Annotated in this window: 12 protein-coding genes and 1 tRNA gene; 5 read left to right on the top strand and 8 right to left on the bottom strand. The window is 31.5% G+C overall.

What is annotated here, in order from left to right:
• The first annotated feature begins 130 nt into the window (after positions 1–130).
• The 4 genes from bshB1 to H0I32_RS03190 all read left to right on the top strand — a co-directional run bounded on the left by bshB1 (position 131) and on the right by H0I32_RS03190 (position 3,042).
• On the top strand, positions 131–850 hold the full coding sequence (gene bshB1 / locus H0I32_RS03205) for a bacillithiol biosynthesis deacetylase BshB1 (protein ID WP_179314058.1): 720 nt from the start codon (positions 131–133) through the stop codon (positions 848–850).
• Positions 851–909: 59 nt separating this feature from the next.
• Positions 910–985, top strand: a tRNA-His gene (locus H0I32_RS03200).
• A gap of 162 nt (positions 986–1,147) precedes the next feature.
• Positions 1,148–1,777: a nitroreductase family protein gene (locus H0I32_RS03195; RefSeq protein WP_179314057.1), complete on the top strand. Its 630-nt coding sequence runs from the start codon at positions 1,148–1,150 to the stop codon at positions 1,775–1,777.
• A 71-nt stretch (positions 1,778–1,848) separates the two neighbouring features.
• A complete protein-coding gene (locus H0I32_RS03190) occupies positions 1,849–3,042 on the top strand; it encodes a DegT/DnrJ/EryC1/StrS family aminotransferase (RefSeq protein ID WP_179314056.1) in 1,194 nt (397 codons plus the stop codon).
• Here the strand turns inward: H0I32_RS03190 and ribB are convergent.
• From ribB to pheT, 8 genes are all read right to left on the bottom strand, one after another.
• On the bottom strand, positions 3,039–4,187 hold the full coding sequence (ribB, locus tag H0I32_RS03185) for a 3,4-dihydroxy-2-butanone-4-phosphate synthase (protein WP_173586697.1): 1,149 nt from the start codon (positions 4,185–4,187) through the stop codon (positions 3,039–3,041). The two genes, H0I32_RS03190 and ribB, sit on opposite strands and share 4 nt — an antisense overlap.
• Positions 4,188–4,220: 33 nt before the next feature.
• On the bottom strand, positions 4,221–6,227 hold the full coding sequence (locus tag H0I32_RS03180; RefSeq protein ID WP_179314055.1) for an LptF/LptG family permease: 2,007 nt from the start codon (positions 6,225–6,227) through the stop codon (positions 4,221–4,223).
• Between the two features lie 21 nt (positions 6,228–6,248).
• Positions 6,249–6,890, bottom strand: a complete 642-nt coding sequence (locus tag H0I32_RS03175) for a LolA family protein (protein WP_173586699.1) — start codon at positions 6,888–6,890, stop codon at positions 6,249–6,251.
• 38 nt (positions 6,891–6,928) lie between these two features.
• Positions 6,929–9,385, bottom strand: coding sequence for an FtsK/SpoIIIE family DNA translocase (locus tag H0I32_RS03170; RefSeq protein ID WP_173586700.1), 2,457 nt, complete (start codon positions 9,383–9,385; stop codon positions 6,929–6,931).
• 47 nt (positions 9,386–9,432) lie between these two features.
• Positions 9,433–10,206 (bottom strand): M15 family metallopeptidase, encoded by a 774-nt coding sequence (locus H0I32_RS03165; RefSeq protein WP_179314054.1) that lies wholly within the window; start codon positions 10,204–10,206, stop codon positions 9,433–9,435.
• Between the two features lie 110 nt (positions 10,207–10,316).
• Entirely contained in the window at positions 10,317–10,685 is a 369-nt protein-coding gene (locus tag H0I32_RS03160) for a diacylglycerol kinase family protein (RefSeq protein WP_179314053.1), read from the bottom strand.
• A gap of 7 nt (positions 10,686–10,692) precedes the next feature.
• Positions 10,693–11,193, bottom strand: a complete 501-nt coding sequence (gene tpx / locus H0I32_RS03155; protein ID WP_179314052.1) for a thiol peroxidase — start codon at positions 11,191–11,193, stop codon at positions 10,693–10,695.
• A 201-nt stretch (positions 11,194–11,394) separates the two neighbouring features.
• Complete coding sequence (pheT, locus tag H0I32_RS03150) at positions 11,395–13,821, bottom strand: phenylalanine--tRNA ligase subunit beta (protein WP_179314051.1); 2,427 nt, start codon at positions 13,819–13,821, stop codon at positions 11,395–11,397.
• A 339-nt stretch (positions 13,822–14,160) separates the two neighbouring features.
• Here pheT and H0I32_RS03145 point away from each other — a divergent pair, with 339 nt between their 5' ends.
• Positions 14,161–15,405, top strand: a complete 1,245-nt coding sequence (locus H0I32_RS03145; protein ID WP_179314050.1) for a peroxiredoxin family protein — start codon at positions 14,161–14,163, stop codon at positions 15,403–15,405.
• Positions 15,406–15,408: the final 3 nt, after the last annotated feature.

Genomic DNA, 15,408 nt, shown 5'->3' with positions numbered 1-15,408 from the left:
TTTTAAGTTTTCATTACACTTTTTTGAAAAAATCACAAATTTATACAGACGATAACGTTTGCGAAATAAAAAGAAATGTAATATCTACCTTATTTTTAATATTTTTGACAATTAGAAAACTTATTTTTTTATGAAATTAGACATATTAGCCATTGGAGCACACCCTGATGATGTAGAATTAGGTTGTGGAGGAACACTCGCAAAAGAAGTTTCAAAGGGTAAAAAAGTTGGTATTATAGATCTCACAAGAGGAGAGTTAGGAACTAGAGGTACAGCAGAAACACGAGATGAAGAGGCTTTTAATGCCGCTAAGATCTTAGGAGTGCACTCTAGGATAAATATGAGATTTGCTGACGGATTCTTTGTGAATGATAAAGAACATCAGCTAGAGCTTATTAAAATGATTCGTTATTATAAACCCGAAATTATAATATGCAATGCTATTAATGATAGGCATATTGATCATCCTAAAGGAAGTCAGCTTGTAAGTGATGCTTGTTTTTTAAGTGGACTGAAGAAGATAGAGACTTATAATGATGAAAATGAAGTTCAAGATCCTTGGAGGCCTAAAACAGTTTATCATTATATACAATGGAAAGATATTGAACCAGATGTTGTTGTAGATGTTACAGGATTTATAGATAAAAAGGTAGATTCTGCACTAGCTTATAAAACACAATTTTTTGATCCAAATAGTAAAGAGCCTGAAACTCCGATATCTAGCAGAAACTTTACAGATAGTATAGATTATAGAGCAAGAAATTTAGGACGTTTAATTGGAGTAGAACATGCTGAGGGTTATACAGTTGAACGTTATGTTGCTGTGGATTCTTTATTTAATTTAAAATAAAGTAAAAAACTATTTGCAGATAATAACAAAACTATTATCTTTGCAATCCAATTTAAAATGGTGGTTGTAGCTCAGCTGGTTAGAGCGTCGGTTTGTGGTACCGAAAGTCGCCGGTTCGAACCCGGTCTTCCACCCAAATTACAAAGCTTCTCTGAAAAGAGAAGCTTTTTTTGTGGAATAAACTTTCGTTAATTATTAGATATATCTATTCAGATTTTTTAATTATTCACTCTTATGATCAATAGAATCATAATCGTTCAAAAGAATTATTGTTTACTTTTGAAAAAAATAAGATAAATGTCTATTATAAAAAAGTTACAATGGCGTTATGCGACTAAGAAATTTGATTCATCAAAATCACTTTCAAAATCACAATTAACCACTTTAAAAGAAGCTTTTAATCTTACAGCTTTGTCTTATGGGTTACAGATTTTAAAACTCGTTATAGTAGAAAATAAGGAAGTCAGAGAAGATTTGGTTAAAATTGCTTTTGGCCAACGACAAGTCGTAGATGCTTCTCATTTGTTAGTGCTTTGTGTTCAAAATGAAATTAATGGAGATAATGTTGAAGAACATTTTGAAACTATAAAAGCTATTAGAGATACACCAGATGCTATTCTTAGTCCATTTAAAAATGAATTAAAGTCTACGATTGAAAATATGTCTGCTGATAAAAAATTAAGTTGGGTAACTAAACAAGCCTATATTGCTTTAGGAAATTTAATGACAGTTTGTGCGGTAGAAGGGATAGATAGTTGTCCAATGGAAGGGTTTATTCCTACTGAATTAGATAAAATATTACAATTAGATCAGTATGGACTTAGTTCTGTTTTATTACTTCCTGTAGGTTTTAGAGCCGAAGATGATATATTTTCAACTTTCAAAAAAGTAAGATTGCCTGTTTCAAAAACCATCATAGAATTATAAGCCTTTTTAAAAGTATGACTTCTGTAAATTGGTATCTTTGTTTTTAATCTAAAAACAAAAATAAAATTGATATGCCAGGATTTGAGTTATTCAGTGATTTAGAACGCAAAGAAGTTAATGATGTATTAGACAATGGAGTTTTAATGCGTTATGGTTTTGATGGGATGAGAAATGGCCATTGGAAAGCTAAAGAATTAGAAACAGAATTAGGAAATACTTTTAAATCCAATTACGTACAATTAGTTTCAAGTGGAACTGCAGCTGTATCTGTAGCCTTAGCTTCTGCGGGCGTTGGAGCAGGTGATGAGGTTATTATGCCAACATTTACTTTTGTTGCGAGTTTTGAGGCTATAATGATGCTTGGAGCGATTCCGGTTTTAGTAGACATTGATGATACGCTAACTTTAGATCCTAAAGCGGTTGAAGCGGCTATTACTCCAAAGACAAAAGCTGTTATGGTGGTTCAGATGTGTGGTAGTATGGGAGATATGGATGCGCTACAAACTATTTGTACTGAGAACAACTTGTTGTTTATTGAAGATGCCTGCCAAGCTATTGGAGGAACTTATAAAGGAAAACCTTTAGGTAGTATTGCTGATTTAGGTTGTTTTTCTTTCGACTTTGTAAAAACGATTACATGTGGTGAAGGTGGAGCAGTAGTAACAAATAAAAAGGAGTATTACATTAATGCAGATCATTATAGCGATCATGGTCACGATCATATTGGTGGTGATAGGGGAGCAGAAACACATCCATTTTTAGGTTATAACTTTAGGATTTCAGAATTGCATGCTGCCGTTGGTTTAGCGCAAGTAAGACGTTTACCTGAGTTTATTGAGATACAGAAAAAGAATTTTAATACTTTAAGAAACGCTATTGCGAGAGTAGCTGGTGTTACTTTTAGAAGTGTTCCAGAAGGAGGAGAAGAAAGTTATGCATTTTTAAACTTCTTTTTACCTGATTTAGAAACGGCACAAAAAGTTATAGCAGGTTTTAAAGAAGGTGGTGTTGATGCCTGTTGGAACTATTACCAGAATAACTGGCATTACATTAGTGAGTGGAACCACTTAAAAGATTTAAAATCTTTGGTACCTCTTTCTAATGAAGTAAAACAAGGGTTAGAATATCTTCAAACAAAAACCTTTGAACAATCTGATTATTATATAGCACGTAATATTTCTTGTTTAATCAAACTTTCTTGGTCTGAAGAAGAAGTTAAACAACGTGCAGAAAAAATGGCAAAGATTATTAAAGAAAATATTTAATATTCAACATATTCTACAATCTCTAAACCATAACCGATCATTCCAACGCGTTTGGTTTGGAGACTGTTAGATATTAGGACCAATTTACTGATTTTTAGATCATGTAAAATTTGTGCTCCTATACCAAAATCTTTAGTATCCATACCTAAGCTTGGTGCTTTTACTAACTCTCCTTCAACTTGATTGTCTCTTAAAATATTAAGTCGAGTTAATAAGTTAATAGATTCTGGTTGTTGGTTAATAAAAATTACAGCTCCTTTTCCGTTTTTATTGATAACATTAAACATGTCATCTAATTTCTGATCAGGGTTATTGGTTAAAGATCCAAGAATATCGCTATTAACTAAAGTGTTATTTACACGTGTAGGGATAGGTTCATCGGATTTCCAAGTTCCTTTTGTTAATGCAATATGAACTTGATCGTTTGTAGTTTGTTGGTAGGCTCTAAGTCTAAATTTACCAAAGCGCGTTTCAATATTAAAATCTTCTTTCTTATCAATTAAAGAATCATGCTCCATTCTGTAAGCAATTAGGTCTTCAATAGAAACAATTTTAAGATCAAATTTTTCAGCCACTTTCATTAGCTGAGGTAGTCTAGCCATTGTTCCGTCCTCATTCATGATTTCAACAATAACTCCAGCAGGTTCAAAACCAGCTAATCTTGCAAAATCAATAGCAGCTTCTGTATGTCCAGTACGTCTTAAAACACCACCTTCTTTAGCAATTAAAGGGAAAATATGCCCTGGTCTTCCTAATTCAAAAGGTTTTGTTTCTGGATCAACTAAAGCTTTAACTGTTTTAGCTCTGTCTGCAGCAGAAATCCCTGTAGTGACACCATTACCTCTTAAATCTACAGAAACTGTAAATGCTGTTTCCATAGGGTCAGTATTATTTCTAACCATAGTAGAGAGTTCTAACTCTTCACAACGCTTTTCTGTTAGAGGTGCACAAATTAAACCACGACCATGAGTTGCCATAAAATTAATCATCTCTGGCGTTACTTTTTCTGCAGCAGCTAAGAAATCACCTTCATTTTCACGATTTTCATCATCTACAACAATAACAACTTTGCCTTGTTTGATGTCTTCTATAGCTTCTTCAACGGTATTTAAAGTCAATTTTGTATTCATGGTTTTAGTTATCATGGCACTAGTTTTTTAGACAGAGTAAAGATACGGTTATTTTATGTTTTGAAGCGTACTCAAGAAGAAGTCTTGAGAAATTTTACTTCGTACAATAATATATTTTAATGGGTAAATAGGGAGTGTTAAACAAAGAAGTAACGGGTTAATTCGCTTTTCTTTTAACTTAATACTTTTATAAAATTTCGAATAATTATAAGCACTGATGATTACAAATATGAAGAAAATGACAAATGCTATGATGCTAATAATAAGTGCATACTCTGAAATTTCTACAAGTTTATTGTTTTTTAATACAAAATGTAATGCTAATAATACAGCACCAATACAATAATTAACTAAGCTAATTTTTGAATAATTTTGATACCCTTTCATTAATTTTTTAGCTTCAATGAGATCGTTAGGGATTTCTAAACCTTCATGCTTTAACTCTTCAAGTGATTTACCTCTGTTTAATAAATTACGAATAGCAATTTCTTTAGGTTTCTTATCAAAATCAAACTCGTCTTGTTGTTTTATGATTCCAATTAACTCCTCAACAGTATATTTTGAATAAGAATTAAAGGTTTTAGTATCACTTTCTGAAAGTTGAAGTTTTTGCTTAGAATTAAATAAACGTTTTAAGGGTACTAATATTCCATCAAACTGAAAAACGCCTTTATCATTAGTTGCACGTGTTGTAAGATATATACTTAAAGGAAGCATAACAACGGTAGAAAGCCAAGATCCTATAACAGGACTAAAACTGCCTTTTTCAGCACTATTTCTTGCAAAAATACCAAAGAAATGATAGGTTAAAAATAATACAATAGCAATTATCATAGGGAGTCCTAAACCTCCTTTTTTAATTAGGGCACCAAGTGGCGCACCTACAAAGAATAAAATGATACAAGCAAAAGCTAATACATATTTATCATGTAAAGAGATAATATGTTTGTTTAGAAAAATTTGTTTTGTTGATAGATTTTTAGCATTAGAATCTAAAACTTGTCTTGTGCTATTAGAAGAGTTTATTGCTAAATTAAGAATCTGTACTTTTTGAGCAGTAGTAAAGTAATCTAAGAATGCTTTATTAGGAATAGTGTCGTTACTAATGCTATCAGTATTTATTGAATCTTTAATTTTAATATTAATACCTAATGTAGGATAAGTACTTCTATTTATTAATGTTGTTGATAATGCTTTGTAGTCATTTGTTCTTTTATGCTTTAATGTGTCAATTTGTTTGTTTAGTTGACTTGCATTAAGCATGTTATATCTGTCGTGATAATTTTTTTCGTCTAGATCTTCCGAATTTAAAATTTCTAAATCTACATTAGTAATGTATGTTTTAAAGTAGCTTTTTACATGCGGTTTATTTATGTTTTTACGAATATCTTTATTAATAATTTCTTCGTAATAATAACCGTTTTCTAATTCGAGTTGAAGAATATTAGAATCAGGACTACTTTTTAGTTCTCCTTTTTCTGAAACAATAACTTTGAAGTTTCCTGAGCGCGTTGTACTCTTTTCGTGTATAATTACATTTTTAAGGAACTGACCACGATCACCAGATTTGCTTTCTACTTTAATATTAATATTTCCCATTTCATTAAACTGACCTTCAGCAATTGCTAAAGCCGGTTTCATTTTGGCAATATTTCGTCTTAAATTATAAAAGTTATATTCTGCCCTAGGAATCACATTATTTGCAAAAAAGAAACAGCCAATACCTAGCGCAACTATAAATACACTTAAACTTCGCATGGCACGTTGCAATGAAATACCTGTAGATTTCATTGCCGCAAATTCATAATTTTCAGCAAAATTACCGAAAACCATAATTGAAGATAATAAAATTGTTAAGGGTACTACCAAAGGAATCAGCTTTGGCATATAGTATAAGATGAATTTAGCGGTCACCATGACATCTAAATCTTTACCAGCAAGCTCAGCTATATAGAGCCAAACGCCTTGTAAAATGAAGATAAACATGAATATAATAAAGACGCTAAAAAACGTCTTTAAGAATGTGATAAGTATGTACCTATCTAATATTTTCACAGTGTATAATTTAATTTAGCCTTAATCTATTTTATTGATAAAGTAATTACTGTATTTACTTTTATCAAATGTAAATAAGGTTTTTGAAATAGGTTGGTCGGTTTTAAAAGAATTAACAGTTAAAATTGTTTTTGTTCCATTTTTACCAACTTCAATTAAATTGTAAATATGTTTTGTTGTGGCATCAATTCCTAATAAAATGTGCTTTATTTCAGAATTAGTATCCATTGGACTCAATTTAATGTATTGAATTTTTCTCCCTTTAATAGTTTGAGAAATGTCCATCTTGTAAGTGTAACCATCTTCGTAGAATGATAACATTTTGCTTGGTGTTATTGTACTTTCATCTTCAGTATTGTCTGAAGAAACTGTTACTTCTTCATCTTCAGGACTAATAGTATATAACGTTTTACCATCAAAAACACGAGTGATACCTAAAATGTTAAGTTTGTATTTATCACCTTCAAGAACAACATCTCCACGTGTTTCTTGCTTAATGTTTTCACTAACATTATTTAATTCGTATTTAAAATCTAAACTGATGTTTTTGTAGCTTTTAATTTTAGTATTTACTTCTTTTAACATGGCTTCAGCTTTAGCATCATTTTGAGCAAAAGCGTTAAATCCTAAAGCAATACATGCGATAATAATTAAATTCTTCATTCGTTTTTTTTCTTTTAATCTTTTAAAATCTTAATTTATTATTCGTTTTCTAATAATTGATCTAGAGCAACTAAATCTGGTACTAATACTTGGCGTGCTTTGCTACCTTCAAAGTTACCAACAATACCTGCGGCTTCTAATTGGTCAATAATTCTACCAGCTCTATTATAACCTAATTTTAATTTTCTTTGTAATAAAGAAGCGGAACCTTGTTGTGCTGTAACAATAAGTTCTGCGGCATCTCTAAACAATTTATCTCTATCTGAAATATCTATATCAAGATTTATGCCACCTTCTTCGCCAACATACTCTGGCAGTAAATGAGCATCAGGATACGCTTTTTGAGAACCAATAAATTCTGTTATTTTTTCAACTTCTGGTGTATCTACAAAAGCACATTGAATACGGATAAGTTCGTTACCTTGTGTATATAACATATCTCCACGACCAATTAATTGATCTGCACCTGAGCCATCTAAGATAGTTCTCGAGTCAATTTTACTTGTAACTCTAAATGCTATACGCGCAGGGAAATTGGCTTTAATAATACCTGTGATTACATTTACAGAAGGACGCTGTGTGGCTACAATTAAATGTATACCAATAGCACGAGCTAATTGTGCCAATCTAGCAATAGGGGTTTCTACTTCTTTACCCGCTGTCATAATTAAATCGGCAAACTCATCTACCACTAAAACAATGTAGGGTAAAAAGGCGTGACCATCATTAGGATTTAATTTTCTAGCTTTAAACTTGGTATTGTATTCAGCTATATTTCTGCAAAATGCATTTTTAAGCATTTCGTAACGGTTATCCATTTCGATACAAAGCGAGTTTAAGGTGTTTATAACTTTAGTGTTATCTGTAATAATGGCATCTTCGCTATCTGGTAACTTGGCTAAATAATGACGTTCTATTTTATTGAAAAGCGTTAATTCTACTTTTTTAGGATCTACAAGAACAAACTTTACTTCAGCAGGATGTTTTTTGTATAATAATGAAGTTAAAACAGCATTTAAACCAACAGATTTTCCCTGGCCTGTTGCACCAGCCATAAGCAAGTGTGGCATTTTAGCTAAATCAACCACAAAGGTTTCATTGCTAATGGTTTTTCCGAAAGCAATTGGTAAATGCATTTCAGATTTTTGAAATTTCTGAGAAGCAATAACAGAACGCATCGATACGATAGTCGAATTTTTATTTGGTACCTCAATACCAATTGTTCCTTTTCCTGGGATTGGTGCAATTATACGAATACCTAATGCTGCAAGAGATAAAGCAATATCGTCTTCTAAATTTTTAATTTTTGAAATACGAATTCCTGCATCAGGTACAATTTCATAAAGCGTAACTGTTGGTCCTATTGTTGCTTTTATACTCGCAATACCAATTTTATAATTGTTAAGGGTTTCAACAATTTTATTTTTGTTTTCTTCTAATTCTTCCTGATCTATAGAAATACCTTCGTTATCGTATTTCTTTAATAAATCTAGAGTAGGGAATTGGTATTTTCCTAATTCTAATGTTGGATCGAATTGACCAAAATCTTCAACTAATTTATCCGCTAAATTATCTGATTCTGATTTTTCTTCTTCAACCTCTTCAACTTCTATTTTTAGCTCAGGAACCTCAATGGTTTCTTCAATAGTCTCCTCTTTTGGTTTTTCAGTGACTTCCATTTTTAAACCTTCGGCTATAGGATCCTTTTTAGGTTCAACCTTAGGTTCTGGTTTAGAATAATTAGTTATGGTAGGCTCTGCATTTTCCTTTGGAATATCGAAAGCAGATTTTATAGAGTCAGCCTCTTCAGTTAAACTATTATCTATGATAACAGAAGGTTCTTTTACGGGTTCATCTGAGCTTAAATCTTCTTTAATAGCGCTTTTGGCGTTTTTAAAGCTATTCATAATTGATTCACCTGTAACTTTAAATCTAATAGCTATATAAGCAATAAGTCCAAGTAATAGTAAAAGTATAACGCCTGTTTTTCCTATATAGTCTTGAAGATATTCGTTCATTTCGAAACCTATAGTACCACCTAAAATATCATATTTATGCGTAAAAAAACCAAATAAAATAGACAACCAAATAACCGTGAGTGTTCCCCAAACCCAATGTTTTCTTAGTTTAGCTTTACTAAGATTTATGGAAACATAAATACCTGAAAGAAAAAGTAAACCTGAAAATATAAAAGAAGGTAAACCAAATCCTTTTGTGATAAAAAGATCACTGACCCAAGCTCCTAATTGGCTTGCCCAGTTTTTGTAATTATTAGTTCGTTCTGGAAAGTTTTGAAGTATACTTTGGTCTTCCTTTCCTGTAAATACAAAGGAAAGAAAAGAGATGAAAAGAAGAATCCCTAGTATAACAAGGAAACTACCAAAAATCAGTTTTTGCTGATTGGTTAGCGTAAACGAAGGCTTTTTTAGCCTTGACTTAGCTTTATCCTTCGGTGCTGCTTTAGTTGTAGTTCTCTTTCTTGTTGTTTTTGCCATTATAAGCCGAATTTATTTCGGTAGCTAGTTCCTTTTAAGGAAATTTATTATTTGTGTTCTTTTATTTTTTTTGAAATACCATTAACATACGAGTTAATAATATCTACTCCTTTGGCTTGTTCATAACCTTTAAAGCCTTTAATATCATTAAGGGTTACATTTTGATTGTAATACTCTAAATAAGTGTTTGCTAAAGGTAAATAAGACCAATGCCATTTTTCAATACTATAACCTGTTCGTTCATTGTCTTTATCTGTATAAACTTGGTAAAAATCATAATCATTAGCGTTTTTTACTAACCAATTATAAATATTTTTACCTTCTTTACTGCTAAAATACGAATTACTTAAATTATTTAAGTCTAAATCTGTACCCCAATGATGACGAGATGAGCTAGGCATAGAGCTGTATTCTAAAATCATCTTTGCACGCAATAAAGGTTCTTGATTAGAATAGCGTTTCCATTTGCGTTCCCAAATAACTTTTTGTTCTTCAAAATTTCGGGTTCCAGATAAAATAATGAGCTTAATATTGTCTTGTTTTGCAGCGTTATACATTTTTAAAAAAGAGGTGTAAGCTTCTTTTTTAAGGTATAATGTTTTTGCTGCATATTGTTTGTCAACTTTTATAAAAGTTGTATCAGTTTTGTAATCAAACTTACCTAAAACAAAGTTTTTAGTAATGTTAGTCTGAGGTTTTTTAGTCGGTTTTGGATCTGTTATTTCAGTTTTTATAATGGCTTTTGTTTCCTTTTTTTTATCCTTTAGATTGCAACTAAACAAAGTAAAAATAAGAGTAAGGGTCGCAAATAATGATTTCATTTTAAAACTCTAAATTTTAATTGATTTGATTACTGCAAAAATACAAATATGAAATGTTTATTCTATCGATTTTCTAACGGAAATGCTAGCTAAAATGACAGTAATAATTTTTACATTAACTTAGGGATGTAAATTATTCCGGCAATAATTAATGCTGAAATAGCGGCGATAAAAACAGCTCCTGCAGCGACATCTTTTATCAATCCAATTTTTTCGTGATAATCTGGATGAACAAAATCTGCAATCGCTTCAACAGCTGTGTTTACACCTTCAATGCTTAATACTAAACCAATCATAATAACTTGTGCCATCCATTCTGTTTTAGAGATTTCAAGATAGAAACCTGCAATGGTCACAGCAATAGCTATAGTGAGTTGTACTTTAATACTTGCTTCGGTTTTAAAAAGTATTATCATACCTTTAAAAGCAAAGCCAAAACTCTTAATTCTATTAATTATAAAAGGTTCTTTTTTCGGCATTCAGTAATTATGCTAAACTTGCTAATGCACTTTCGTAATTAGGCTCGTCTTTAATTTCGGCAACTTGCTCGGTATGTAAAATTATTCCGTCAGTATCTAAAACAACGATACAACGCGATAATAAAGGTACTAATGGACCTGTTTTAAAAGTAATACCGTAATCTTTACCAAAATCTCCTGTTTTAAAATCTGAAAGGCTTTCTACATTTTCTAAACCTTCAGCACCACAAAAACGTGCTAATGCAAATGGTAAATCTTTAGAAATACATAATACTTTAGTGTTTTCTAACTCACTTGCTTTTTCATTAAAAGTTCTAACAGATTGTGCACAAGTACCTGTGTCTACACTAGGGAAAATGTTTAATACAACACGACTTCCTGAGTAATCTGATAAAGATTTTGCAGATAAATCAGTTGCTGTTAATGTGAAATTGGGTGCTTGAGTACCAGTTTTAGGTAATTCTCCAGTGGTCTCTATAGGGTTTCCTCCTAATGTTATGTTTGACATGATTTGTTTTTTTAAGTTTGTTAAAAATAGGAACTTTATAATTGAATTATATTAAATAAAGGATAATATTTTAAATTGTAATTATTAAGTATTCTGAAACAGAGTTATAGTGAGAATCTATAATTTGATGATTTTACTATGAAATAAAAAAGCCCTTAATCGTATTTGGTTAAGGGCTTTTTTGAAAATAATTAGTAATTATTATCGTAATTCAGCGCCTAGCTTACTTTCAAAATTAGATTGTAGCTTAGACATGATTTTATCAATCTGTTTATCGTTTAATGTTTTGTGCTCATCTTGAAAAATAAAGCTTACAGCATAACTCTTTTTACCTTCTGGTAAATTTTTGCCTTCGTAAACATCAAATAAGTTGATGCTTTGTAGCAATTGTTTTTCAGTTTGCTTCGCGATAGTGTGTATATCTTGAAACGTTACTTTGTTATCTAATAACAGTGCAAAATCTCTTCTTGTTGAAGGATATTTAGAAATAGGAGTAAACTTAACTTTATTATGTTTAGCCGTTTCTATAACATTATCCCAATTAAAATCAGCAAACAAAACGTTCTGAGAAATACCAAAGTGTTTAAGTACTGATTTTTTAACCAGTCCAAAAGTTACAAGTTTAGTTTTGCCTAATGAAAGCGTCATACCTTCGCTTAAAACATCGGATGTTGAAGGTGCTGATTTTAAACGTGTAATACCTAGACGTTCTAAAATCACTTCAATGGTTCCTTTTAAGTAAAAGAAATCACTTGGTGTTGCTGTAGCATTCCAACGTGCTTCTGTTTTATTTCCTGTAACAAAAACAGATAAATGCTTGTGTTCTTCTCGTTCTTCTGAAAATTGATGGTATGTTTTACCAAATTCAAAAAGCTTTAAATCATCACGTTTTCTATTAATATTATGTGCTACAGCTTCTAATCCAGAAAACAATAAGGATTGACGCATTACTTCAAGATCATTACTTAAAGGGTTTAGCATTTTAATATTATGTGCTTCATTTAAATCTTCACTTAGCTCTATATATTTAGGAGTCGTAAGTGAATTAGCCATAATTTCAAAAAAGCCTTGAGATGCTAATTGATTTCCAATAATATTTTGAAGTTTATAATCTTCAAAACGAGATGAATTAGAAATTGAAGCATTCAATTTTGTAGTTGTAGCAATATTATTATATCCATAGACTCTAAGGATTTCTTCAATAATATCAGCTTCACGTTGTACATCGTTTCTAAATGCAGGTACGGTTAACCCTAAACCAGCTTCAGTAACGTTGTTTACTTTAATATCTAAAGATGTTAAGATGCTTTTTATAGTTTCTTCAGGGATACGCTCTCCAATTAATTTCTGAGCATGATCAAAACTAAGTCTTACTTCAAAATCTTTTATTTTCTTTGGGTAAGTATCTAATATATCACTTGTAATTTCTCCGCCTGCAATCTCTGTAATTAACAAAGCAGCACGTTTTAAAGCGTATTCAGTAAGGTTAGGGTCAATTCCTCTTTCAAATCTAAAAGAAGAATCTGTATTTAAACCATGACGTTTAGCTGTTTTACGAACACTAACAGGATTAAAATAAGCACTTTCTAAGAAAATACGAGATGTGTGTTCTTTAACACCAGAATCAATACCACCAAAAACACCGGCAATACACATTGGTTTACTGTCATCACAGATCATTAAATCTTCCTCATGCAATTCACGCTCAACACCATCTAAGGTTGTAAATTTTGTTCCTGCTTCGCAAGTCTTAACTTCAATTTTACTACCTGAAATTCTATCACCATCAAAAGCATGTAAAGGCTGTCCTAACTCGTGTAATACATAATTTGTAATGTCTACAACATTATTAATAGGAGATAAGCCAATAGATTTTAAGCGGTGCTGTAACCAAGCAGGTGATGCTTCAACTTTTATTCCTGAAATAGTAACTCCACAGTAACGTGGTGCTTTTTCATAGTCGTGAACATGCACATCAACTTTATAAGCTCTGGCATCAACATGGAAAGAACTTACTGAAGGTGTTATCAGTTCTAGTGACACTTCTTTTTGTAATAATCCAGCTTTTAGATCTCTAGCAACACCATAATGACTCATTGCATCAGCACGGTTTGGTGTTAAACCGATTTCGAAAATCTCATCGTTTTCAACTTTAAAAAGGTCAGCAGCAAGTGTACCAACTTTTATATCAGCATCTAATACCATAATACCATCGTGAGATTCACCAAGGCCTAATTCATCTTCAGCGCAAATCATACCATGACTTTCTTCGCCTCTAATTTTTCCTTTCTTAATGGTCCAAGCTTCACCTTCTTCAGTGTATAATGTAGTACCAATTGTAGCTACAGGAACTTTTTGTCCGGCAGCAACATTAGGTGCACCACATACAATCTGTATTGGGTTTTCGCCATCGATATTTACAGTCGTTATTTTTAACCTGTCAGCGTTAGGATGTTGCTCGCAAGTTAAAACTTCGCCTACAACAATACCTTTTAAGCCACCTTTTACGGATTCGTAGGCATCAATACCTTCTATTTCTAATCCCAGATCAGTTAATAATTCGCCTGTTTTTTCAGCGTCCCAATCTGTCTTTATAAACTGTTTTAGCCAGTTGTATGAAATTTTCATATGTTGATTTTAATCAGGCGACAAAGATAATAATACTTGTTGCGTTACGAAATATCCATTCTAAAAAAATTATTTAAATGTGAAGATAATTATTTCAGAGCGTCATAATACGGCTAAAAGTGCTATTTAATGGTCTACGCCTCTTTAAATAAAGCGTGTTAATAGCAAAATTTCAGGGTTATATATTGAATATAAAGTTTCAAATTAAGATTTTTTTGTGATGCAGTCCATTGCGATGACAATCATTTATAAGTATTTTAGCCATGCTGCTTGTAAGGTAATACCATTAAGCAGCACTAATATTTACAAAATATAATGCTATTAAAGTCTAAAATATTCATGAGATATATACTAATTTGCCTTGTTGCCTTAACCATAGTGTCTTGTAAAAATGATGCTAAATCTACAAATTTAGATACTGAATATCAACAAGAAAATACGTTGAAAACAGGGATGTATAAAGCTGTTTTAGAAGTACAAGACGGTGAATTATTACCTTTTAATTTTGAAGTAGAGTCGGCAACACAATTAAAAGTTTTTAATGCAGAAGAAGTTATTGAGGTTGATGAAATTACTTATGAAAATGATTCTGTAGTTATAAAACTACCGGTTTTTGAGGGTTACATTTCAGCAAAACTAGAAGGAGATAAACTTAAAGGAAACTTTATTATAGAAAGTTTAGAGCGATCAGTTCCGTTTTCTGCTGAATTAGGAGTAGAAAAACGCTTTAAAACGACATCAAAACCATCACAAGATGTTTCTGGTGTTTGGGAAACTATTTTTAGTCCAAATAATGCAGAAGATACCTATATGGCAAAAGGAATTTTTAAGCAAAAAGGAGCTGTTGTAACTGGAACCTTTAGAACAACTACAGGAGATTATCGTTTTTTAGAAGGTGTTATGGATGGAAACGAAATGAAGCTTTCTGCTTTTGATGGTGCACATGCATTTTTATTTAAAGCTACAGTTTTAGATTCAACATTAGAGGGCGTATTCTATTCTGGTAACCATTGGAAAGAACCTTTTACAGCTAAGAGAAATGAAGCTTATGAATTAGAGAAAGCTGATAATTTAACTTTTTTAAAAGAGGGTTATGACAGTATTGATTTTGAATTTCCAAATACTTCAGATGAATTGGTGTCTCTAAAAGATGATCGTTTTAAAAATAAAGTTGTGATTGTACAAATTATGGGGAGTTGGTGTCCTAATTGTTTAGATGAAAGTAAATATTATGCTGAGTTTTATAAAAACAACAAGGATAAAGACATTGAATTTGTAGGTTTAGCTTTTGAGTATGCTAAAACAAAAGAAGCTGCTTTTAGTAGAATTGATCGCTTAGCAGATAGAGTTGGTATAGATTACCCAATTTTGTTGGCGCAATATGGAACTTCAGATAAAGAGAAGGCACAAGAAAAATTATCAATGTTAGACCATGTGTTATCTTACCCAACGTCTATTTATATTGATAAAACAGGAAAGGTTAGAAAAATTCATACAGGATTTAATGGACCTGCAACAGGAGAGAAATATATAGAGTTTAAAAACGAGTTTGAAGCTTTTGTAGCTCAATTATTGGCAGAATAAGTT

Origin of the sequence: Winogradskyella sp. HaHa_3_26 (assembly GCF_019278425.1) — a bacterium.
GTDB lineage: Bacteria > Bacteroidota > Bacteroidia > Flavobacteriales > Flavobacteriaceae > Winogradskyella > Winogradskyella undariae.
This window is presented reverse-complemented; position numbering and strand designations above follow the sequence as displayed.

Excerpts from the sequence above, each read along its gene's own strand:
- bshB1 (WP_179314058.1), top strand. The coding sequence starts at position 131 with ATGAAATTAGACATATTAGCCATTGGAGCACACCCTGATGATGTAGAA.
- H0I32_RS03195 (WP_179314057.1), top strand. The coding sequence starts at position 1,148 with ATGTCTATTATAAAAAAGTTACAATGGCGTTATGCGACTAAGAAATTT.
- H0I32_RS03190 (WP_179314056.1), top strand. The coding sequence starts at position 1,849 with ATGCCAGGATTTGAGTTATTCAGTGATTTAGAACGCAAAGAAGTTAAT.
- ribB (WP_173586697.1), bottom strand. The coding sequence starts at position 4,187 with ATGATAACTAAAACCATGAATACAAAATTGACTTTAAATACCGTTGAA.
- H0I32_RS03175 (WP_173586699.1), bottom strand. The coding sequence starts at position 6,890 with ATGAAGAATTTAATTATTATCGCATGTATTGCTTTAGGATTTAACGCT.
- H0I32_RS03170 (WP_173586700.1), bottom strand. The coding sequence starts at position 9,385 with ATGGCAAAAACAACAAGAAAGAGAACTACAACTAAAGCAGCACCGAAG.
- H0I32_RS03165 (WP_179314054.1), bottom strand. The coding sequence starts at position 10,206 with ATGAAATCATTATTTGCGACCCTTACTCTTATTTTTACTTTGTTTAGT.
- H0I32_RS03160 (WP_179314053.1), bottom strand. The coding sequence starts at position 10,685 with ATGCCGAAAAAAGAACCTTTTATAATTAATAGAATTAAGAGTTTTGGC.
- tpx (WP_179314052.1), bottom strand. The coding sequence starts at position 11,193 with ATGTCAAACATAACATTAGGAGGAAACCCTATAGAGACCACTGGAGAA.
- pheT (WP_179314051.1), bottom strand. The coding sequence starts at position 13,821 with ATGAAAATTTCATACAACTGGCTAAAACAGTTTATAAAGACAGATTGG.
- H0I32_RS03145 (WP_179314050.1), top strand. The coding sequence starts at position 14,161 with ATGAGATATATACTAATTTGCCTTGTTGCCTTAACCATAGTGTCTTGT.